General features: G+C 68.2%; 19 protein-coding genes and 2 pseudogenes. 5 read left to right on the forward strand and 16 right to left on the reverse strand.

Features of this window, described 5'->3' with window-relative positions:
• Nucleotides 1-38: 38 nt before the first annotated feature.
• Nucleotides 39-899 (reverse strand): L-serine ammonia-lyase, iron-sulfur-dependent, subunit alpha, encoded by an 861-nt coding sequence (sdaAA, locus tag ATI37_RS02735; RefSeq protein ID WP_117237006.1) that lies wholly within the window; start codon nt 897-899, stop codon nt 39-41.
• Nucleotides 900-955: 56 nt separating this feature from the next.
• Between sdaAA and ATI37_RS02740 the strand changes: the two genes are divergently transcribed.
• Nucleotides 956-1,534, forward strand: coding sequence for a response regulator (locus ATI37_RS02740; RefSeq protein WP_117237007.1), 579 nt, complete (start codon nt 956-958; stop codon nt 1,532-1,534).
• A 39-nt stretch (nt 1,535-1,573) separates the two neighbouring features.
• Here the strand turns inward: ATI37_RS02740 and rplS are convergent, their stop codons facing one another.
• Genes rplS through ffh form a run of 6 tightly spaced genes read right to left on the reverse strand, consistent with a single transcriptional unit; the run spans nt 1,574 to nt 5,120 of the window.
• Nucleotides 1,574-2,014, reverse strand: coding sequence for a 50S ribosomal protein L19 (rplS, locus tag ATI37_RS02745; RefSeq protein WP_117238490.1), 441 nt, complete (start codon nt 2,012-2,014; stop codon nt 1,574-1,576).
• 56 nt (nt 2,015-2,070) lie between these two features.
• Nucleotides 2,071-2,790 (reverse strand): tRNA (guanosine(37)-N1)-methyltransferase TrmD, encoded by a 720-nt coding sequence (trmD, locus tag ATI37_RS02750; RefSeq protein ID WP_117237008.1) that lies wholly within the window; start codon nt 2,788-2,790, stop codon nt 2,071-2,073.
• Nucleotides 2,791-3,279, reverse strand: coding sequence for a ribosome maturation factor RimM (gene rimM / locus ATI37_RS02755; protein WP_117237009.1), 489 nt, complete (start codon nt 3,277-3,279; stop codon nt 2,791-2,793). It abuts the gene before it with no gap.
• An 8-nt stretch (nt 3,280-3,287) separates the two neighbouring features.
• Entirely contained in the window at nt 3,288-3,506 is a 219-nt protein-coding gene (locus tag ATI37_RS02760; protein ID WP_117238491.1) for a KH domain-containing protein, read from the reverse strand.
• A 56-nt stretch (nt 3,507-3,562) separates the two neighbouring features.
• A complete protein-coding gene (rpsP, locus tag ATI37_RS02765; RefSeq protein WP_117237010.1) occupies nt 3,563-3,820 on the reverse strand; it encodes a 30S ribosomal protein S16 in 258 nt (85 codons plus the stop codon).
• A 7-nt stretch (nt 3,821-3,827) separates the two neighbouring features.
• Complete coding sequence (gene ffh, locus ATI37_RS02770) at nt 3,828-5,120, reverse strand: signal recognition particle protein (RefSeq protein ID WP_117237011.1); 1,293 nt, start codon at nt 5,118-5,120, stop codon at nt 3,828-3,830.
• A 197-nt stretch (nt 5,121-5,317) separates the two neighbouring features.
• Here ffh and mgtE point away from each other — a divergent pair, with 197 nt between their 5' ends.
• On the forward strand, nt 5,318-6,664 hold the full coding sequence (gene mgtE / locus ATI37_RS02775; RefSeq protein WP_117237012.1) for a magnesium transporter: 1,347 nt from the start codon (nt 5,318-5,320) through the stop codon (nt 6,662-6,664).
• Nucleotides 6,665-6,767: 103 nt separating this feature from the next.
• Nucleotides 6,768-7,163 (forward strand): ADP-ribosylglycohydrolase, encoded by a 396-nt coding sequence (locus ATI37_RS02780; RefSeq protein WP_117237013.1) that lies wholly within the window; start codon nt 6,768-6,770, stop codon nt 7,161-7,163.
• Here the strand turns inward: ATI37_RS02780 and queA are convergent.
• The 5 genes and pseudogenes from queA to ATI37_RS02805 all read right to left on the reverse strand — a co-directional run bounded on the left by queA (nt 7,130) and on the right by ATI37_RS02805 (nt 12,908).
• Nucleotides 7,130-8,167: a tRNA preQ1(34) S-adenosylmethionine ribosyltransferase-isomerase QueA gene (gene queA / locus ATI37_RS02785; protein ID WP_117237014.1), complete on the reverse strand. Its 1,038-nt coding sequence runs from the start codon at nt 8,165-8,167 to the stop codon at nt 7,130-7,132. The genes ATI37_RS02780 and queA overlap by 34 nt on opposite strands.
• A 3-nt stretch (nt 8,168-8,170) precedes the next feature.
• Entirely contained in the window at nt 8,171-8,710 is a 540-nt protein-coding gene (locus tag ATI37_RS02790; protein ID WP_117237015.1) for a LabA-like NYN domain-containing protein, read from the reverse strand.
• Between the two features lie 10 nt (nt 8,711-8,720).
• Nucleotides 8,721-11,293: pseudogene (locus tag ATI37_RS02795) on the reverse strand (phosphoenolpyruvate carboxylase).
• Complete coding sequence (locus ATI37_RS02800) at nt 11,290-12,045, reverse strand: TIGR00282 family metallophosphoesterase (RefSeq protein WP_117237016.1); 756 nt, start codon at nt 12,043-12,045, stop codon at nt 11,290-11,292. The pseudogene ATI37_RS02795 and the gene ATI37_RS02800 overlap by 4 nt, the downstream one beginning before the upstream one ends.
• 623 nt (nt 12,046-12,668) lie before the next feature.
• Nucleotides 12,669-12,908, reverse strand: a complete 240-nt coding sequence (locus ATI37_RS02805) for a hypothetical protein (protein ID WP_117237017.1) — start codon at nt 12,906-12,908, stop codon at nt 12,669-12,671.
• A 22-nt stretch (nt 12,909-12,930) separates the two neighbouring features.
• Between ATI37_RS02805 and recO the strand changes: the two genes are divergently transcribed.
• On the forward strand, nt 12,931-13,596 hold the full coding sequence (gene recO, locus ATI37_RS02810) for a DNA repair protein RecO (RefSeq protein ID WP_198665492.1): 666 nt from the start codon (nt 12,931-12,933) through the stop codon (nt 13,594-13,596).
• Here the strand turns inward: recO and greA are convergent.
• The 3 genes and pseudogenes from greA to ATI37_RS02825 all read right to left on the reverse strand — a co-directional run bounded on the left by greA (nt 13,583) and on the right by ATI37_RS02825 (nt 16,702).
• Nucleotides 13,583-14,053, reverse strand: a complete 471-nt coding sequence (greA, locus tag ATI37_RS02815; RefSeq protein WP_117237019.1) for a transcription elongation factor GreA — start codon at nt 14,051-14,053, stop codon at nt 13,583-13,585. The two genes, recO and greA, sit on opposite strands and share 14 nt — an antisense overlap.
• A 56-nt stretch (nt 14,054-14,109) precedes the next feature.
• The gene (locus ATI37_RS02820; RefSeq protein WP_117237020.1) at nt 14,110-14,856 is read right to left on the reverse strand and encodes an aminotransferase class IV; all 747 of its coding nucleotides are present in this window, start codon (nt 14,854-14,856) and stop codon (nt 14,110-14,112) included.
• A pseudogene (locus ATI37_RS02825) lies at nt 14,853-16,702 on the reverse strand (chorismate-binding protein). The gene ATI37_RS02820 and the pseudogene ATI37_RS02825 overlap by 4 nt, the downstream one beginning before the upstream one ends.
• Before the next feature lie 23 nt (nt 16,703-16,725).
• On the opposite strand from ATI37_RS02825, the gene ATI37_RS02830 reads away from it, so the two are divergent.
• Nucleotides 16,726-17,247 carry a Uma2 family endonuclease gene (locus ATI37_RS02830; protein WP_117237021.1) on the forward strand — a complete coding sequence of 174 codons (522 nt, stop codon included), beginning with the start codon at nt 16,726-16,728 and terminating at the stop codon, nt 17,245-17,247.
• 94 nt (nt 17,248-17,341) lie between these two features.
• Here ATI37_RS02830 and metH read toward each other — a convergent pair whose 3' ends face one another.
• On the reverse strand, nt 17,342-20,899 hold the full coding sequence (gene metH, locus ATI37_RS02835) for a methionine synthase (RefSeq protein ID WP_117237022.1): 3,558 nt from the start codon (nt 20,897-20,899) through the stop codon (nt 17,342-17,344).
• Nucleotides 20,900-20,932: the final 33 nt, after the last annotated feature.

Below are 20,932 nucleotides of genomic sequence, written 5' to 3' on the forward strand. Positions count from 1 at the left end.
GGGCGGTGCGCCCCACCCCGAAGTTTCCATGGGGGCACCTAGGGCCCCCTCCCCTTTAGGGCCTCCTCCGAAAGCCTCCGCCCTGTGGGGGTGTCCGCCAGGCCCCCGAGGCCTGTCTCCTTGAGCTCTAAGGGCAGGAGGCGGCCGATGCCCGCCATGGCCAGCACCACCTCGTCCGGGGGGATGACGCTCCTTATCCCCGCCAGGGCCATGGAGGCGGCGCTCACGGCGTGGACGGCGTAGAAGCCATTGCGCATCACGCAGGGCACCTCCACGAAACCCCCCACGGGGTCGCAGACCAGCCCCAGGGTGTTCTGCAGGGCCAGGGCAGCGGCGTGGGCGGCCGCTTCGGGGCTACCCTCTAGGAGTTCCGTCACCGCAGCGGCGGCCATGGCGGCGCTGGCGCCGATCTCCGCCTGGCACCCCCCGCTGGCCCCGGCGATGTGGATGACCCGGCTGATCATCTTGGCCACCCCCGCCGCCAGGACCATAGGCATGAGGAGGCGCTCGTCGGGAATCCCCAGGTGGTCGGCCACGCCCAGGAGGGCCCCCGGAAGGGTTCCCGCGCTCCCTGCGGTGGGCGCGACCACGATGCGCCCCATGCGGGCGTTCTCCTCGTTGACGGCCATGGCGTAGGCCTGGACCCGCTTGAGGAGGGGGTCCTTGAGGGGATCAGGGGCCTCCCAGAGGGTCTTGGCGTTTCTCCCCACCATCCCCGCCACACTAGGGGCCTCCGAGGCCAGGCCCCTCTGGATGGAGGCCCGCATGACGGCCATGCGCTCCCGCATCTTGGCCAGGACGACCTCGCGGGGGATGCCGGTCTCCTCTTCCTCCTCCCGCAAAACGTGCTCCGAAGCCAGGCCGGAAAGCTCCGCCAAGGCGTTCAGGGTCAAGGGCATGCCCCCAGTATAGGCTTTGGCATGGTTTTCACAGGGGGAAGCTAGGCTAAGAGGGGATGCGGGTCCTCATTGCCGACGATCACCCCCTCTTCCGCTTGGGGTTGAGGGCGGGTCTCGAGGCCCAGGGCCTCACGGTGGTGGCGGAGGTGGGAAACGGGGAGGAGGCCATAGAAAGGGCCCTGACCCTTAGGCCAGACGCTGTCCTCCTGGACCTGCGCATGCCTGGCATGGACGGCCTTACCTGCGCCAGGAAGCTCCGGGAGGCAGGTTACAGGGGCCTCATCGCCTTGCTCACCACCTATCAGGAGCCCGCCCTCCTCCGCGAGGCGGCTTTGGCAGGAGCAGACGCCTACTTTTCCAAGGAACTCTCCGCCCCCGAGCTAAAACGGCGGCTTCTAAGGGTCCTTGCGGGAGAAGAGCACCTCCTCCCCCCCGACCTCCCTACCCTTACGCCCAGGGAGGAGGAGGTGCTCAAGCTGTTGGCCCTGGGGCTTTCCGTGAAGGAGATGGCGCGATTCCTAGGCGTCTCCCCCGACACGGTCAAAGATCATTTGGAGCATCTCTATATGAAACTGGAAGCCCATAATCGGGTGCAGGCCCTGGAACGGGCCCGGAACCTGGGCTTCCTAAAGTGAGCGAGGACTGGGTTTCCTGCCTCCGGAAGGAGGCCCGGGCTATTCCTGGGCCTCGCCTTGGGAAGCGGTCTCGGCCTGAGCCTCCGCAGGGGCCTTGGCCCTCTCCTGGTCCTGGCCGATGCGCTTACGGTCTGCCCGGAGCTTGCGGCGGATCTCCCGCTCGGAAAGCTCGCGGATGAAGTAGAGCTTGGCGCGGCGAGCCCGGACCCGCTGGACGACCTCCACCTTCTCGATGAGGGGGGAGTGGAAGGGAAAGATGCGCTCCACCCCCACCCCGTAGCTCACCTTGCGCACGGTGAAGCTGGAATTGTAGCCGTTTCGCCGGATCCTGATGACGATGCCCTCGAAGTTCTGGATGCGGGTGCGGTTACCCTCCCTCACCCGGTAGGCCACCCGCACCGTGTCCCCCGGGCGGAACTCGGGCAGGTCCGTGCGGGCGTAGCGGGACTCCACCACCTTCAGAAGCGCGCCTCGGTTCATCCTTAGCCTCCCGTCCCAGAGGAACCCTGGAGGGTTCGTGGGCAACAGCCTCCAGTCTAGCCTTCCCAGTCGGTTTCCGCAAGCCACCTGGCCTCAAGGGCCCCCATCCTGGCCCGGGAGAGGAGATCGGGCCTCAGCTCCAGGGTGCGCCTCAAGGCCTCCTTGAGGCGGAAGCGGGCCACCTCCTGGTGGTCCCCAGAGAGGAGGACCTCCGGGACCTTTAGGCCCCGGAACTCGGGGGGCCTGGTGTAGTGGGGATAGTCCAGAAGGCCCCGCACGAAGGAGTCCTGAAGGTAGCTCTCTGGGTCCCCGATGACCCCGGGCACCAGGCGGGCCGTGGCCTCGAGGACCGCCAGGGCCGCCACCTCCCCCCCCATGAGCACGTAGTCCCCGATGGAGAGGGTCCGGGTCACGAAGGCCTCCACCCGGGCGTCAAACCCCTCGTACCGCCCACAGAGGAGGACCAGGTGGCGCTTGCGGGAAAGCTCCTCGGCCACCTCTTGGGTGAAGGGCTTGCCTGCCGGGGAGAGGAGGACGATCTCGTCGGCCGGCAGGACGGACTCTATGGCCGCCACCGCCACGTCGGCGCGGATCACCATCCCCGCCCCGCCGCCATAGGGGGTGTCGTCCACGCTGCGGTGCCGCCCCAGGCCGAAGGCCCGGAGGTCCACCACCTCCGCCGAAAGAAGCCCCCTCTCCAGGGCCTTGGCGATAAGGGACTCCTCCAGCCAGGGGCGGATGAGCTCGGGAAAAAGGGTAAGGAAGGTGTAGCGCATCTAGTCCAATAGGCCGGGGATGGGCTCCACATGGATACCCTCCCTCTCCACCCGCACGTAGGGGGCCTGGAGGGGGACGAGGCGCTCCATCCGGTCCCTAAGCCGCTCCCCCACCCCCCGGATCACCAGCACGTCCTGGGCCCCGGCGTCCAGGATGTCCACCACCTCCCCCACCTTCTGCCCCGCCACATAGACGGGAAGGCCCATCAGGGCGAAGTAGTAGTACCGCCCTTCCTCCAAAGGGGGAAGGGCGGCAACCTCGGCGTAGACGCGTAGGCCCACCAAGGCCTCGGCCAGCTCCCGGGTGGAAACGCCCGCCAGGTGGACCACCAGCTCGTCTCCCACAGGGTAGAGGTCCTCCACCGCACGCCAGCCGTGCCCCTCTACGTATATGCGCTCCAGGTGGGCCACCACCGGCTCCCCCCGGAACCTGAGCCCCCCCTGGAGGGCGTAGGGCGCACCAAACCGGCCAATCTCCACTAGGCGCATACCCTTAATTATCGCACCTCCACGCCCACCTTGCGCTTGGCGTAGGCCCGCACCAGGGTGCGGATGGCCTCGATGACCCGTCCGCCTTTACCGATGATGCGGCCCTTGTCCTCGGGGGCCACCTCCAGCAGGTAAACGGGGCCGTCCCGCCCCCGCCGCTCCAGCACCCGAACCGCCTCGGCGTGGTCCACCACGCTCCGTGCCAGGTACTCCACCAGGTCCTTCATGGGGTCCATGCTAAAGGAAGGACACCCGGGGGTGCCCCGGGCGCGGGAACGAGGGCCTAGGCGCTCTCCTGCCGGAAGACCCCGGCCTGGCGCAGGAGCCTCCTGGTGGTGTCCGTGGGCTTTGCCCCCACAGAGAGCCAGTACCGGGCCCGCTCCACGTCCACCTTGAGCCAGTCCGGGGTGGTCTTGCGGGGGTCGTAGTAGCCGATCTTTTCGATGTAGGCCCCGTCCCGCTTCCTGCGGGCATCCGTAACCACGATGCGGTAATGGGGGTTGTGCCTGGAGCCAAACCGGGAGAGTCGGATCTTGACCATCGCTCGTTCACCTCCTAAACATTCCCATGAGTCCCCGGCCCTTCCTCTTTTCCAGGGTCTTCATCAGGACCTTGGCCTCCTCAAAGGACTTGAGGAAGCGGTTGACCTCCTGCACCGAGGTACCGCTTCCTTTGGCGATGCGCTTGCGCCGCGAGCCGTTGAGAACCCGGGGGTCCTTGCGCTCCTCGGGGGTCATGGATAGGACGATGGCCTCGAGGCGCTTCAGAGCCCGGTCGTCCACCTGAAACCCCTTGGGCACACCGGGGAGGAGGCCTAGGACCTCGGAGAAGGAGCCCAGGCGCTTGAGGTTCTGCATCTGCTTGAGGAAGTCCTCTAGGGAAAGCTCCTTAGCGGACTTGGGCACCTCCTCCTCCAGCCCCAAAGCCCGCACCCTCTCCGCCAAGCTGGCCACGTCCCCCATGCCCAGGATGCGGCTCGCCAGGCGGTCGGGGTGGAAGGGCTCCAGGCCCTCGGGCTTCTCCGAGACCCCGGCGAAGTAGATGGGCTTCCCCGTCACCCGCCGGGCAGAGAGGGCCGCCCCGCCCCGGGCATCCCCGTCTAGCTTGGTGAGGACCAGGCCCGTGACCCCCACCTTCTCGTCAAAGGCCTGGGCCACGGCGAGGGCCTCCTGGCCGGTCATGGCGTCTAGGACCAGGAGGACCTCCTGGGGGCCCATGGCCCTCTTGAGGTGGGCGAGTTCAGCCATGAGGGCCTCGTCGATCTGCAGGCGGCCGGCGGTGTCCACCAGGACTAGGTCCCGGGCCTCGAGGCGGGCCTTCTCCTCCACCCGGCGGCGGATGGACTCCGGGGGTTCGCCGTCCATCACCTCCAGCACAGGCACCCCCACCTTCTCCCCCAGGAGGCGAAGCTGCTCCCTGGCGGCGGGCCTCCGGGTGTCCGCGGCTACCAGGAGGGGCCTCCGCCCCTTGCTCTTGTAGTGGAGGGCCAGCTTGGCGGCGGTGGTGGTCTTGCCGGAGCCCTGGAGGCCTACCAGGAACCAGAGGTTCTTGTCCTGGAGGGCGGGGAGCCTGGTCTCGCCCCCTAAAGCCTCCTTGAGGGCCTCGTACACGGTGGCCAGGATGACCTCGGCCGGGGTGAGGCTCTCCAGGACCTTCTTGCCCAGGGCCTCTTCCCGCACCTTCTCCACGAAGTCCCGGGCCACCTCCAGGTTCACGTCGGCATCTATGAGGGCCCGGCGGATCTCCCGTAGGGTCCCCTTCAGGTCCTCCTCAGTGATCCGACCCCGGCCCCGAAGGCGGCCGATGGCCTCCCCTAGTCGCGCCGAAAGCTGCCCAAACATGCCCCTCCTGGCCCCAGAGGCCGGGCCTTAGGATAGGACACCCCCCTTGAGCGTGTCAACCGCAATTTTTCGCACATCTCTAGCGGGTCCAGTTGACGGAAGGGAAGCCCCTACCTAGGCTGGAAAGGGCATTTCGGAGGCCTGGCCCTCGAGTCCCCCTTGGGGGCCGCTAACGAGAGCCGCACGGGAGGCCATCCGTGGAGAAGAGCCTTTCCCCCATCCTCGAGGCCCTGGAAGGGGGCGACACCCTGGCCCTCAAGCGCCTTTTGGAGGAAACCCATCCCCAGGACCTCCTCCTGCTTTGGGATGACCTCAACGGGGAGCACCGCTACGTCCTCCTCACCCTCCTCTCCAAAGAAAAGGCGGCGGAGGTCTTCGCCAACCTCGCCCCCGAGGAGCAGGCGGAGTACCTGAAGACCCTCCCTCCCTGGCGGGTGCAGGAACTCCTCACCGAGCTCTCCCTGGACGACCTGGCCGATGCCCTGCAGGCGGTGGAGGAGGAGGACGAGGCCCTGGCCAAAAGGCTCAAGGAGGCCCTGGACCCAAAGACCCGGGCCGAGGTGGAGGAGCTCACCCAGTACGAGGAGGACGAGGCCGGTGGCCTCATGACCCCGGAGTACGTGGCCGTGCGGGCCACCATGACCGTGGACGAGGTGCTCCGCTTCCTGCGCCGGGCCGCCCCCGACGCCGAGACCATCTACTACCTCTACGTGGTGGACGAGGAGGGCCGCCTCCAAGGGGTACTCTCCCTACGGGACCTGATCGTGGCCGACCCCAGGACCAAGGTGGCGGAGATCATGAACCCCAAGGTGGTCCACGTGCGCACGGACACGGACCAGGAGGAGGTGGCCCGCCTCATGGCCGACTACGACTTCACCGTGCTCCCTGTGGTGGACGAGGAGGGGTACCTCGTGGGCATCGTCACCGTGGACGACGTCCTGGACGTCCTGGAGGAGGAGGCCACCGAGGACATCCATAGGCTCGCCGCCGTGGACGTGCCCGACCTGGTCTACAGCCAGGCCTCCCCAGTGGGGCTTTGGCTCGCCCGGGTGCGCTGGCTCATCATCCTGATCCTCACGGGAATGGTGACGAGTTCCATCCTCCAGGGGTTTGAGAGCGTCTTGGAAGCGGTGACCGCCCTGGCCTTCTACGTGCCCGTCCTCATAGGCACCGGGGGGAATACGGGCAACCAGTCCGCCACCCTCATCATCCGGGCCCTGGCTACCCGGGACCTGGACCTCAGGGACTGGCGGCGGGTCCTCCTCAAGGAAACCGTGGTGGGAAGCCTCTTAGGCCTCACCCTGGCCTCCGTCCTCCTCGTCAAGGTGGGGCTGGACGGCTACGGCCCCCTCATCCCCGTGGTGGGCCTGTCCCTCTTCCTCCTGGTCCTCTTCGCCAACCTGGTGGGCTCCATGCTCCCCATGGCCCTGAGGCGGCTTGGGGTAGACCCGGCCCTGGTCTCCAACCCCTTCATCGCCACCCTCTCCGATGTGATCGGCCTCCTCATCTACCTGAGCGTGGCCCGCCTGATCCTGGGCCTCTAAGTACCCCACCGCGGCTTTCGCCGCGGCGGGGGCCCCAAAAGGCCTTGCCAGATTTCCCGCCTGGATATCCTATGTTGCGAAACCAACGTACGGGCACTTAGCCATGCGCCTGCGGATGATCGTGGAGTGGACCAAAGGAAGCCCCCTTCGGCACGCCTGGAAGGAGGGGCGGCTCCTCCCCCTGGCTGAGGACCGGCCCGCCCCGGTGAACTACGGCCTCCTCCCCGGCCTCCTGAACCCTTTAGACGGGGAGGAGGTGGACGCCGTCCTCCTAGGCCCCCCGCACCCCTTGGGGGAGGCGGAGGGGGAGGTGGTGGGCCTCCTCCACCTCCTGGACGGGGACCACAAGGTCCTCCTAGCCCTAGAGGGCCCCACCCCGGAGGAGGACCTGGCCGCCCTCCTCGCCTGGTTCGCCCCGGAAAGAAGGCCCACCCTGCTCCCCAGGGAGGCCGCCCTGGCCTTCCTTCAGAGGATCAGCATGGCGTCGCCCAAGGAGTAGAAACGGTAGCCCTCGGCCACGGCCAGGCGGTAGGCCTCCAGGGTGCGCTCGCGCCCCAGGAAGGCCGCCACCAGCATGAGGAGGGTGGAGCGGGGCAGGTGGAAGTTGGTGAAAAGGCCGTCTATGACCCGGAAGGCGTAGGGGGGGCGGATGAAGAGCCGGGTCTCCCCCTCCCCCGGCACCACCCCCTCCCCTTCCCGGTAGGCGCTCTCCAGGGCCCGCACCACCGTGGTGCCCACGGCGACGACCCGCCTCCCCTCCCCCCTGGCCCGGTTCACCGCCAAGGCGGTGGCCTCGGGGATCTCGTAGGGCTCGGGGTGCATCTCGTGCCCCTCTGGGTCCCCCTTCACGGGGCGGAAGGTGCCGGGGCCCACGTGGAGGGTGAGGAAGTGGAGCTCCACCCCCATCCCCCGAAGCCTTGCCAAAAGCTCCGGGGTGAAGTGGAGGCCCGCCGTGGGGGCGGCCACGGAGCCCGGGCGCTTGGCGTAGACCGTCTGGTAGCGCTCCAAGGGAATCTGGGCCTTGATGTAAGGGGGAAGGGGCACCTCCCCCACCTCCTCCAGGTGGGCCAGGAGGTCCCCCTGGAAGCGGAGGAGGCGGACCCCATCCTCCTCCACCCCCACCACCTCCGCCTTCAGGCCGGGAACGGGCTCCAGGTCCTTTGGGGAGAGGAAGAGGAGCTCCGTGCCCACGGGGGCCCTCCGGGCGGGGCCCAGAAGGGCCTCCCAGAGCCCCGGGGCCTTTTCCCGCACCAGGAGGACCTCCACCCTGCCCCCCGTGGGCTTCCTCGCCAGGAGGCGGGCGGGGATCACCTTGCTCTCGTTGAAGACCAGGAGGTCCCCCGGGCGCAGGAACTCGGGGAGGTCCCGCACCCTCCTATGCTCCACCCGGAAAGGGCCTTCCCTAGGGACCACCAGCATCCGGGCCAGGTCCCGGGGCTCCACCCCTTCCTGGGCGATGAGCTCCGGGGGCAGGTAGTAGTCGTAAGCCTCCAGGCCCTCCATGGTCTAGCGCTCCGCGCTTTTGGGCTCCATGAAGGGGCTCGGAATCTCGGGGAGGTGGACGAAGCGGTCCACGGCGTCGATGAGCCTTTGGGAGGTGGTCTCCCGGAAGGCGATGACCTCCACCCGGATACCCCTTTCCATGAGGACCTCGAGGATCTCCACGAAGTCCCCGTCCCCGCTTCCCAGGACCACCACGTCCAGGTAGGGCATGAGGCGGACCATGTCCGCGGCGATGCCCATGTCCCAGTTGCCCTCGTAGATGGGCTTGCCCCCCTCCCCTACCTCCTTCACCGTGAGGTACATACGCCGCACCCGGTAGCCGATGGTGGAAAGCTTGTAAATGAAGGGCCAGGCGGAGGTGTCCCCCTCCCTTTCCACCACGTAGGCCGTGGCCCTCACGAGCCGCCTACCCCCTACGGCGAAGCGGAGGAGGCTCTCAAAGTTGACGTTCCGCTCATAGTAGTCCCGGGCGGAGTGGTAGAGGTTCTGGGTGTCCACGAACACCCCCACCCGCTGGTCCTGGTGGTGGCCTATGGACGCCATCGGCCCCATCTTACCCCGCGTTCCTCAGGCCCGCCGCCACCCCCAGGAGGGAGAGGAGAAGGGCCTTCCTTAAGCCCTCGTCCTCCCGTCCGCCAGGGGAGCGGTACCGCCTCAAGAGCTCCACCTGGACGGTGTTGATGGGGTCCACGTAGGGGTTCCTGAGGGCGGTCTGCCTCTCCAGGGTCTTCTGGTTGTGGAGGAGGGGGGCCTGGAAGATGGCCTCCAGGAGCCTTCGGGTGCGGAGGTACTCCTCGGCGATCCAGTGGAAGAGGGGGTGCAGGCTTTCCGGCACCAGGCGCAGGTAGAGCCTCGCCACCCCCAGGTCCGCCTTGGCCAGGGCCATGGCGGCGCTCTCCAAGGTGGTGGCGAAGAAGGGCCAGTCCCGGTACATCTCCCGCAAAAGGTCCAAGGGAAGGTCTTCCAAGGCGGAAAGGCCGTACCACCCGGGGAGGAGAAGCCGCACCTGGGTCCAGGCCATGACCCAGGGGATGGCCCTTAGGTCCCGGATGTCCCTGACCCGGCCGTGGCGGTAGACGGGGCGGCTGGCGATGGGAAGCTCCCCGATCTCCCGGATGGGGGTGAGGGCCTCAAAGAAGGGGAAGAAGCCCTCCTCGGCAAGGAGGGCCCGGTAGCGGGCCACGCTCTCCTCCCCCGCCCCCCTCAGGGCCTCCCACCAGAGGGGCTTGGGCTCCACCCCGTCCCCCAAGGCGGCCTGGGCGAAGTGGAAGAGGAGCTGCTCCAGGTGGCGCACCGCCAGCTCGGGGTGGCTGTAGCGGTCCGCCAGGGCCTCCCCCTGCTCCGTGAGGCGGAGGCGGCGGCCCACGCTCCTCGGGGGTAGGCTGGCGATGGCCCGGCCCGCGGGGCCGCCCCCCGGGCGGTGGAGGTGCCCCGGCCGTGGAAGAAGTGGACGGGAAGCCCCTTCTCCTCCCCCACCCGGCCCAGGGCTTCCTGGGCCTCATAGAGGGCCAGGTTGGCCATGAGGAAGCCCGCATCCTTGTTGGAGTCGGAGTAGCCGATCATGACCTCCACCCCGCCCCGGCCCCGGGCGTGGGCCAGGAAGACGGGGTTCTCCAGGAGGCGGCGGAGGACCAGAGGGGCCCGCCTTAGGTCCTCCAGGGTCTCAAAGAGGGGGACCACGTCAAAGGGAAGGGGCTTCCCGGGGCGGTAAAGCCCCACCTCCCGGGCCAGGAGGAAGACGGAGAGGAGATCGGCGGGATGGTGGGTCATGGAGACCACCTGGGCCCCCCTGTCCCGCCAGGCCCGGAAGGCCTCCAGGGCCACCCTTAGGGCCTCCTCCTTGGGCTCCTCCCCCACGGGAAGGAGGGGCCTCGCTGTCCTCAGCTCCTCGGTGAGGAGGGCCTCCTTGGCCTCGGGGGAGAGGGCGAGGAAGTCCGGGTGGACCCCGCCCACCCTTAGGAGCTCGGCCGCCCCCAGGAGGAGCTTCCCCGACTCCTCCCTGAGGTCCAAGGGGGCGAGCTCCAGGCCGAAGGCGGTGAGGCGGGCCTCGAGGGGCCTCAGGAGGCTTTCTCCCACCTCCCCTAGCCCCACCGCCCGAAGCCCCCCTTCCGCCATCTTGAGGGCGGAAAGGAGCTCCTCCGTAGTGGCCTCGCCCTGGGAAAGCTTGCGGTAGAGCCGGGCGAAGAAGCGGCGGTAGGGCTCCCCGGGAAAGCGCTCTATTCCCTCGCCCCCCTGGCGCACCTCCCAGGGCGCGGGCACCCTGGCCTCGGAGAGGGAGAGGTCCCGCACCAGGGCCTCTAGCTCCTCCAAGAACTTCCCCTTGGCCACCTCACGGGCGTACCGGGCGGCGAAAAGGGTGACCTCGGGGGTCACGAAGGGGTTTCCATCTCGGTCCCCGCCGATCCAGCTGCGGAAGCGCACGGGGCTCTTGAGGCGGGGCCTTTTGCCATAGACCCGTTCCAAGGCCAGTTCAAGCCCCTCCACCACCTTGGGGATGGCCCGCCAGAGGGTGGTGGGCAGGTAGTAAAGCCCCCCCTTGATCTCGTCCTCCACGCTGGGCCGGGCCTTCCTCACCTCCTCGGTGGTGTAAAGGAGGGCCACCCGGGCGAGGAGGCGGGCCCTGTCCCCCTCCTCCAGCTCCCGCTCCAGGGCCTCGAGGTGGTGGCGCAGGGTGCGGCGGCGGGTCTCCGTGGGGTGGGCGGTGAAGGTGAGGAGGAGCTCCAGGCGGTTCAGGTGGGCCTCCGCCTCCTCCAGGGAAAGCCCCCGGGCCCTCATGGCCTGGGCCAAGGCCAGGAAGCCCTCGGGCCTGGGGTTCTCGGGGGTTTCTTCCTGGGCCCTCGCCCGGTTCACCCGCACCCGGTGGCGCTCCTCCGCCAGGTTCACCAGGTGGAAGTAGTGGGTGAAGGCCCGGACCAAAGCCTCGGCCTCGAGGGCCGAAAGCCCCTCCACCCGGGAAAGCAACGCCTCCCCGGCGGCCTCGTCCCCCTGGCGGCGGGCCTTGGCGAGAAGGCGCACCTCCTCCACCAGGGCGAAGAACCTCTCCCCGGAAACCCTCTTGATGGCCTCCCCTAGGAGACGGCCCAGAAGGTCCACCTCCGCCTTCAAAAGCTCAAAGAGGTCGGTCATGGTTCTTCCCAGACATAAGGGCTTATGGAAACGGGCTTTCCCCCCTCAAACACCAGCTCCGTGGCGTGGAGGCGGGCCCTGCCCTGGGCAGGGCGGAAGGGCTGGGGTCGGCCCGTGAGGAAGCGGGCGAGGAAGGCCTCCACCTCCCCGCCGATGATGGACTGGTAGGTGCCCGTCATGCCCACGTCGGTCTGGTAAAGGGTGCCCTTGGGCAGGCGGGTGGCGTCCAGGGTGGGCACATGGGTGTGGGTACCGAGGACGGCGGCTACCCGCCCATCCAAGTAGTGGGCCAGGGCCATCTTCTCGCTGGTGGCCTCAGCGTGGACCTCCACCAGGACGTAGCCCGCCTTCTCCCTCTCCAGAAGGGCGTCCAGGGCCCGGAAGGGGTCATCCAGAGGGTCCATGAAGATGCGGCCCATCACCTGGACGAAGAGGAGGCCCTCCCCGGCCCCCAAGCGCCAAAACCCCTTCCCCGGCGTCCCCGGGGGATAGTTGAGGGCCCGCACCACAGGCTCCCGCTCCAGAAGCTCGTAGACTTCCTTGTGGTCCCAGGCGTGGTTGCCCAGGGAAATGAGGTCCACCCCCGCATCCCGGAGGATGCGGTAGCTCCTTTTGTCCAAGCCCTTTCCCCGGGCGGCGTTCTCCCCGTTGGCGATCACCAGGTCGTAGCGGTCCCGGATGTCCGGCAGGTGAAGGCCCACCGCCCTAAGGCCCGGCTCCGCCATCACGTCCCCGATGAAAAGAAGGCGCATAGGGGCATTATAGGCCCAGGCGACGCACCCTCAAACCGCGCTGGAAAAACATGCTCCCTTCCCGCCCCGCCTGCTGGGGAACTATTTGGAAAAGCTTTAGGGGCCTAGCGGCACACCGCTGGTTATCCCCTTTCGCCGGAAGCACATGGAGGCCGTGCTACGTGGTGAACAAACGCCCACCGTGCGCATCTGGCGACGACCACCTACGGTCAGACTGGGTACAGCTACCGTTTGGGCCGCACCCCCCATGGCGTACGTGGACGCGGAGGTCATAGCGGTCTAAACCCACCGCCTCCCCGACGAGGTGGCCGTGCGCAGGCCATCCTGGCCGCGCCATGGGACGAGGACGCAGAGGCGCTAGCCCCAGAGCAGGAGGGCCTGGGCCACACCGGGTGGTGGCCAGGGCGGGCGGACCTCCAGGCCGCGGGGATGGATGCGGAGGGCCACCCCTTCCTCCTCGCCGAGATGGCTCCCCCACGCACCGTGGCTAGTCGCGATACCTTTATAAAGCAAAGGGGTTTTAGAAGCAGCTAGCTAGGTTGTTTAAGCCCCCTCCAGGCTTTGCCAAGGCCCGCTCTCTGCGCAAGGGCAGGTTTCTAGGGTTCGCATCGCTTCTGCCTAGATCAGGACGGACTGGAAGAACGCTTCTGCAGGAAGTAGACCACCCCGTAGCCAATGGCGGCCAAGATGAGGATAGGGATGGCGTAGGTGAGGAGCGTCCAGATCAGGCCGGAAAGGGCCAGGAGGACCCTGCCCAAGAAGGTGAAGACCCAGCCCCCCACCCAAAGGATCAGGAGCACCCCCACGACCACCAAAAGGCCCAGGACCACCCATTCCAGGATGTCGCGCAAGGTCCGTTCCATGGCCCCAGCATACACTGAAGGGGTGGAGCGGTACCGCCTCGAGGAGGGCATCGTGGTGGGAAGGAAACCCCTCCCCCAGGGAGACCTCCTCCTCCGCTTCCTCACCCCCAGGGGGAGCCTCGAGGCGGTAGCCCGCAGGGGCCAGAGGCCCACGGGGCGCACGGGGAGGCTCTCCCTCTTCCACCACGTGCGCTTCCAGCTTTACGCCAAGGAAGAGAGGCTTCCTACCCTGACCCAGGCCGAGCTTTTGGGCAGGCTTCACGGCCTGGAGGAGCCTGGGCGCTTTCTCCTGGCCTCCTTCCTGGCCGAATTGGCCTACCGCCTGGCCTCCCCTGAGGCGGCCCCCAAAGTCTACCCAGTTTTCGTCTCCGGCCTCCGGGGGATCGCCAAGCAGGAAAACCCCCTCCTGCCCCTGGTCTGGGCGGGTTGGCGGGTGGTGAAGGCGGGTGGGCTTTCCCCAAGCCTCCTGGGGCCCGGTCTGCACCTCAAAGGGGGGCGCTTGGGAGAGGGAGGGGTGTTCCTTGGGGAAAAGGGGGTGGAGGCCCTGAGGGCCGTCCTCCACCTTCCCGGGGGCGAAGCCCTCCCCTACCTGGAGGAAGCCCCCCTGGGCCGCCTCCTCCTGGCCCTGAAGGCCCACGTGGAGGAGCACCTGGGCCCCTTGCGTTCAGCGGAGGCTATAGGGGTTTGATCTCCAGGATGGTGTAGACCTGGGCCCCCTTCTTGCCCCTTATCTCCACCACGTCTCCCACCTTCTTGCCCAAGAGGGCCTGGCCCAGGGGGGACTCGTTGGAGATCTTCCCGCTGAAGATGTCCGCCTCGTGGCTCCCCACGATGGAGAGGGAAAGCCTTTCCCCACTTTCCATCTCCAGCTCCACCTGGCAGCCCAAGGCCACCTGGTCGTAGGAGCCGTTCCCCTCCACGATGACCGCTCGGGCGAGGAGGTCCTCCAGCTGGGCGATGCGGGCCTCGTTCTGCCACATGGCCCGCCGGGCCTCATCGTAGCCAGCGTTCTCCCGGAGGTCCCCCTCCTCCAGGGCCTGCTCAAAGTCGGTGGAGATCTCCTGCCTCTTGGTGGTCTTCAGGTGGTTCAGCTCCTCCTGAAGGCGGCGAAAGCCTTCGGGGGTGAGGTAGACCGGCTTCTTCATGCGTCCTCCCGTGCAAAAAGGGCTACCAGCCCAAAGCCCTCGGGCTGGCGGTACCGCTACTCAGTATAGCAAGCGGGGAGGAAGCGCTCTATGAGGGGAAGGAGGGCCTCCGGTGGCCTGCCCACGGGGAGGAGGCCCACCCCGCTTCCCGCTAGAAGAAGCGTCCCCTCAAGCTCCTCAGGGCGCAAAAGAGCCCGCTCCACCCTTAGCCCCAGCTCCCGGGCCGCCTGGGCCACCTTCTCCCGGGTGAGGCCCTCGAGGCCCCCCTCCAGGAGGTAAAGGGTCCCTTCTCGGAAGAGCAGGGGGCTGGTGCGGCTTCCGTCCACCACGTGCCCTTCCCCGTCCAGGAGGAGGCCCTCAAAGGCGCCCCGCCCTTCCGCCTCCCTGAGGGCCAGGCGGTAGGGGAGGTAGTTCCCCGTCTTGTAGCGGAAAAGGTCCGGGTGGACCCGGTAAGGGGTCAGGTGGACCCGCACCCCCTCCCGGTAGAGGGCGGGGGGCGGGGGGGTGTAGGGCCGGGCCTCGGAAAGCCACACCCCTTCCCCCCCGGTGAGGCGGAGGCGGAGGCAGGGGAACTCGGGGAAAGCGGCGAGGAGGACCTCTAGGTCCTTCAGGAAGGCCTCGTCCCCGGGGTAGGCGAGGCCCAGGGCCTCCGCGTGGCGGCGGAGGCGGGCGAGGTGGTCCTCAAGCCAAAGGGGCCTCCCTCCCTCAGCCCTCAAGGTGGTGAAGACGGTATGCCCATGGTAGAGGAACCCCTCGGGAAGGGGCTCGGCGAAGGGCTTTCCAGAGAGAAGGACCCGCTTCATCCCACCTCCAAAAAGCGGGCGAGGAGCTCCATGCCCCAGGGGGAAAGGATGCTCTCCGGATGGAACTGCACCCCAAAGGCCGCCCTCCCGTCCCATATGGCCATGGGCACCCCTTCCCTCGTCCAGGCCAGGAGGCGGAGGCTAGGGGGAAGCCCCTTGAGGGCCAGGGAGTGGTAGCGGGCGAAGGGCAGGGGGTTGGGAAGGCCCTGGAAGAGGGCCTCCCCCGAGTGGTGGATGGGGTGGGCCTCCCCGTGCACCGGGGCCTCCCGGTAGAGCTCCGCCCCCAGGACCACCCCCAGGGCCTGGTGGCCCAGGCAGACCCCCAGGAAGGGGATGCCCTCCCTGAGGGCCTCTTCCGTCCACTCCAAGACCCTGCCGGCGGTGAAGGGGTCCTTGGGCCCGGGGCCCACCAGGAGGTGGGTGAAGCCCCGGAACCCAGGGGCCTCCTCCTGGTCCACCACGGCCACCTCCGCCCCCAGGACCCTGAGGTAGTCCACCAGGTTGTGGCTGAAGGAGTCCCGGTTCTCCAGGAAGAGGACCCGGGCCTTAAGCCGCCTGGGCGGGGGCGGGGGGCCCAGAAGGCGGCGGGCTTAGGGGGAGCGAGGGGGCTTCCTGGACGCCCCCCCTTTAGGGCCCTCAGGAGCCCCTCTGCCTTGTGGAGGGTCTCCCGGTACTCCGCCTCAGGGGAGGAGGCGATGACCACCCCGGCCCCCGCGGAGAAGTGGAGGACCTCCCCCACCTGGTAGAAGGAGCGGATGAGGATGTTGAAGTCCGCCCCCCGGCCCGAAACGTACCCCAGGCTCCCCGTGTAGGCCCCCCGGGGCACGGGCTCCAGGTCCCGGATGGCCTCCATCACCGTCCCCTTGGGGGCCCCGGTGATGGTCCCCCCGGGGAAGAGGGCGCGGAAGACCTCCCCCAAGGAAGCCCGGGTGTACCCCTCCACCTCCGAGACCAGGTGCATCACGTGGGCGTAGCGCTCCACGGTGAAGAGCTCCCGCACCCGCACCGACCCGGGGAGGGCCACCTTGGCCAGGTCGTTCCGCAGGAGGTCCACCAGCATGGCGTGCTCCGCCCGCTCCTTGGGGGAGGCGAGGAGCTCCCTCTCCAGGAGGAGGTCCTCGGCCCCGTCCCGCCCCCGGGGCCGGGTGCCCGCGATGGGCCGGGTGGACACCTTGGCCCCCACCTTCTGGAAAAGCCTTTCCGGGCTCCCCGAGATCACCGCCCACCCCTCCCCCTCCAGAAGCCCCATGAAGGGGGAGGGGTTATGGGCCCGGAGGCGGGCGTAGAGGGCCAGAGGGTCCAAAGGGCCTTGGGCTCGGAAGCGGTGGGAGAGGTTCACCTGGTAGACCACCCCGGCCCGGATCCGCTCCTGCACCTCCCTCACCCCCTCCAGGAAGCGGGCCTCGGGGTAGTCGCTCAGAAGGCCCATGGGGGGAAAGGGGGGCGGGAGGTAGGGGGTGGGCCTGAGAGGGAAGGAGGGCCTTTCCACAAGCCGCCCCTCCAGGAAGGCGAAGCCCTCGGGGTAGTAGAAGAAGGCGGCCTCGGGGAGGCCGGGGATAGGGGGATGGGTGGGAAGCCTCAGGTGGCGGGCGAACTCGTAGGCGAAAAAGCCCACCCAGGCGGGGAAGTGGCCTGGTCCTAGTCCCCTTTCCAGGTAGCGGAAGAGGTCCAGGGCCTCCCCCACCCGGCGCCCGTCCAGGTAGAGCCGCCTCTCCAGGACCTCGAGGCGGTGCGCCGGCCTCAGGCCCAGGAGGGAGAGCCGGGAAAAGGGGGTCCTTGGCCCCAAGGACTCCAGAAGGGCAGGGCGAAGCCCCAGGAGGCGGGCGGCGTGGTAGAGGCCCAGCACGGCCAGAAGTATACTCAGGGGAGATGGTCAAGCACCGCTTCACGGTGGAGGCCTACCACAAGGCCTACGAGGCGGGGGCCCTCCCCGAACGGGTGGAGCTCCTGGAGGGGGAGGTGTACGCCGTGTCGCCCATGGGGAAAAAGCACCGGCTTTACGTAATGCACCTGGACAAGGTCTTCCAAGAGGCTTTCGGGGATGAGGCCGTGGTCATGGTCCAGTGCCCCCTAGGCTTGTCTACCGACTCGGAGCCCACACCGGACCTGGCCCTCCTCCGCCCCCCCCTAGAGGCTTACCGGGAGCGGGACCCGGGGCCTGGGGATACCCTTCTCCTGGTGGAGATCTCCGACACCACCCTGGTCCAGGACCGCACCCTGAAGCTCCCCCTCTACCAGAAGGCGGGCATCCCCGAGGTCTGGCTGGTGAACCTGGTGGAGGGGGTCCTCGAGGTCTACGCCTTCCCCCACTACGCCATGGAGCGCCACCCCAAGGGGGAGGCCGTGGCCCCCAGGGCCTTCCCCACCCGGCCCGTGGCCTGGTGGGTCTAAGTGCCCGTACGTTGGTTTCGCAACAAGGGATGTCCAGGTGGTCTGGCAAGGCCTTTTTGGGGCTCCCGCCGCGGCTTTCGCCGCGGCGGGGTGCTTAGTCCACGCTGAAGTAGCGTGCCTCGGGATGGTGGGCCACGAGGGCGCTGGTGGCGTGTTCGGGCACGAGCTGGTAGCTCTCCGTGAGGCCCACCCCGATCCGGGAAAAGCCCATGAGGCGGTCCAGCTTGGCCTGGTCGGCGAGGTCAGGGCAGGCGGGGTAGCCGAAGGAGTAGCGGGCCCCCTGGTAGCCCCCCTGGAAGAGCTTGCGGATGTCGGTGGCGTCCCGGTGGGCGATCCCCCACATCTGCCGCATCCTCTTGTGCCAGTACTCCGCCAAGGCCTCGGTCATCTCCACGCTGAAGCCGTGGACGAAGAGGTAGTCCTGGTAGGCCCCGCTCTCAAAGAGGACCTTGGCCCTCAGGGAGGGCTCCTCGCCCATGGTGACGAGCTGGACCCCGAGGACGTCCCGCGCCCCTGCCCGGAAGGCGGCCTCCGGCATCCAGGCCTCCTCGTCCCCCAGAGGAGGGGCGAAGCGGGGACGGAAGTAGTCCACGAGGGATAGCCCCCCGCCCTTTTGCCGGGGAAAGCAGAAGCGCTCCAGGACCTCTCCCGTTTCGGGGCTGAACACCAAAAGCTCCTCCCCCTCCCGGGCCACGGGGAAGAAGCCGTAAAGGACCCGAGGGATGAGCCATCCCTCCTCCCTAGCCTCCTTGAGAAGGCGCCGGAAGACGGGCTCCGCCTCCCTTTCCACTAGGGCCTGCCACGCCTCCCGGGAAAGCCCCTTGCGGCTGTAGCCCCACTGCCCCCGGAAGAGGGCGAGCTTGTTCACGTAGCGGGCGATGGTGGGGAGGTCCAAGCCCTCCTCCACCCGAACCCCGAAAAAGGGGGGGCGGGGGATGGCGGGGGCCTCCCCCACGGGCTTGGCCCTGGCTTCTACCTGGGGGAGGGGCCTTGCAGGCTTTTTGGCCTCTTTCCGAGTGAGTTCCAGAGGGGCGTGCCCTGTGAGCTCTTCCATGAGCCTCAGGCCCTCAAAGGCGTCCTCGGCGTAGTAGACGTTGGGGTAGATGGCCTTTAGCTCCTCCACGTAAGCGCGGGTGAGGGCAGCCCCCCCCAGGATCACGGGGAGGGTGTAGCCCCTTTCCGCCATGTACTCCAGGTTTTCCTTCATGACCAGGGTGCTCTTCACCAGGAGGCCGGACATCCCCAGGGCATCAGGTTTGTGCTCCTCCACCGCCCTCAGCATCTCCTCAATGGGGACCTTGATGCCCAGGTTCACCACCTGGTAGCCGTTGTTGGTGAGGATGATATCCACTAGGTTCTTGCCGATGTCGTGGACGTCGCCCTTCACCGTGGCCAGGACCATCTTCCCCTTGCCCGCCCCCCGCCTCTCCATGTGGGGCTCCAGGAAGGCCACGGCCCGCTTCATGACCTCGGCTGCCTGGAGGACGAAGGGAAGCTGCATCTTCCCCGCCCCGAAGAGCTCCCCCACCTCCTTCATCCCGTCAAGAAGGGGCCCGTTGATGAGGTCCAGGGGCCTGTGCCCCGCCTTCAGGGCCTCCTCCAGGTCCCCCTCGAGGCCCCCCTTCCTCCCCTCCACGATGCGCCGCCTGAGCCTTTCCAAGAGGGGGAGGGCTTGAAAGGCATCCTCCTTGGTTCCCAGCTCCTCCTTGTGGGCCTCAAAGTAGGCCATGAAGGCGAAGAGGGGGTCATACCCCTCCCGCCTCCGGTCGTGGATGAGGTCCAAGGCCAGGGCGTAGGCCTCCTCGGGGATCTGGCCCATGGGGAGGATCTTCCCCGCGTCCACGATGGCGGCGGTGAGGCCCCGCTTCCTGGCCTCGTCCAGAAAGACCGAGTTCAGGACCCGCCTGGCCCGGGGCTTGAGGCCGAAGGAGACGTTGGAAACCCCCAGGATGAACCCCACCCCGGGAAGCCTCTCCCTTAGCTCCTCTAGGGCGAGAAGGGTCTCCCGGGCCAAGGGGCGGCTCTCCTCGTCCCCCTGGGTGATGGGGAAGGTGAGGAGGTCAAAGAGGAGGTCCTCGGGGCGGAAGCCGTGGTGAAGGGTGAGGCGCTCGTACATCCTCAGGGCCACCCGGACCTTCTCCTCCCGGGTCTTGGCCATGCCCTTTTCGTCTATGGCCAGGGCCACCAGGGCCGCCCCATGGGCCTTGGCCAGGGAGGCCACGCGGTCAAACCGCTCCAGGCCCTCCTCCAGGTTCACGGAGTTGAGGAGGACCCGGCCCGGGAGGTGCTTGAGGGCGAGCTCCATGGCCTCGGGGCTGGTGGAGTCCACCATGAAGGGCACGGTGACCGCCGTGGCCAGGTGTGGAAGAAGCCACTCCAGGTCCTCTAGCTCGTTCCGGCCCGTCCAGGCCACGCTTAGGTCCAGGGCATGGGCCCCCTCCTCCACCTGCTCCCGGGCCAGGGCCAGGATGCCCTCGAGGTCCCTCGCAAAGAGCATCTCCCGAAAGCGCCTGCTCCCCGTGGCGTTCAGCCTCTCCCCCACCAAGAGCAGGCTCGCCTCCTGCCTCAGGGGGACCGCCTGGTACAAGGAGGCCACCTGCGGGGGAAAGACCCGGGGGCGAGGAGGGGCGGGAAGCCCCCGCACCGCCTCCGCCACCTTGCGGATGTGCTCCGGCCCCGTGCCGCAACACCCCCCTACGGCGTTCACCCCGTACTCGGCCACGAACTTGCGGTGCCAGCGGGCGAGCTCCTCCGGGGTGAGGTCATAGACCACCCTCCCCCCCTCGTTCCGGGGCAGGCCCGCGTTGGGAAGGCAGGAGACGAAGCGGGTACTGTGGTGGGCGAAGTAGCGGATCTTGCTATCCATGAGGTCGGGGCCGGTGGCACAGTTCATCCCCACCACGTCTATGGGGAGGCTCTCCAGGGCGGCCAAAGCCGCCTGCTCGTCCGTGCCCAGGAGCATGGTGCCCGTGGCCTCCATGGTCACCTGGACCTGGAGGGGCACCTCCCGCCCCACCTCGGCCATGGCCTGCCGGGCCGCAAGGGCAGCGCACCGCACCTGGAGGATGTCCTGGGCGGTCTCCAGGAGGATGAGGTCCACCCCGCCCCTAAGAAGCCCCCGCACCGCCTCCCTGTAGGCCCCGTAGAGCTCCTCCCAGGAGATCTGGCCCAGGGAGATGAGCCTGGTCCCCGGGCCCAGGGCCCCGGCCACGAAGGCCCCAAAGGCATCGGCGGCCTCCCGGGCGATCCTGGCCCCCAGGTAGGCGAGCTCCTCCGCCCTCTCCCCAAGGCCATACTCCGCCAGGACGTGGCGGAGGGCCCCGAAGGTGTTGGTCTCGATGACCTCCGCCCCCACCTCCAGGTAGGCCAGGTGGATCTCCTGGATCACCCCGGGCCGGGTGGCGTTGAGGACCTCCGGGCACCCGTAGTAGGCCTCCCCCCCGAAATCCTCGGGGGCTAGGTCCCTCTTCTGGAGCTCCGTGCCCATGGCCCCGTCAAAGACCAGGGGTCTTTGCAGTAGGGCCTTCAGGTAGGGGAACTTCCTGGCCCGGGCCTCCTTGTTGTAGCCCAGACGCACCAGGGGAGCCTCCCCCCACCCCACCCCCCCCAGGTGGTGGCGGCAGCCGGGGCTACAGGTGTGGACCTCCACCATATCCCGCTAGTGTAGCGGGAAAGGAGGGGCTAT

This window comes from Thermus sediminis, from assembly GCF_003426945.1.
GTDB lineage: Bacteria > Deinococcota > Deinococci > Deinococcales > Thermaceae > Thermus > Thermus sediminis.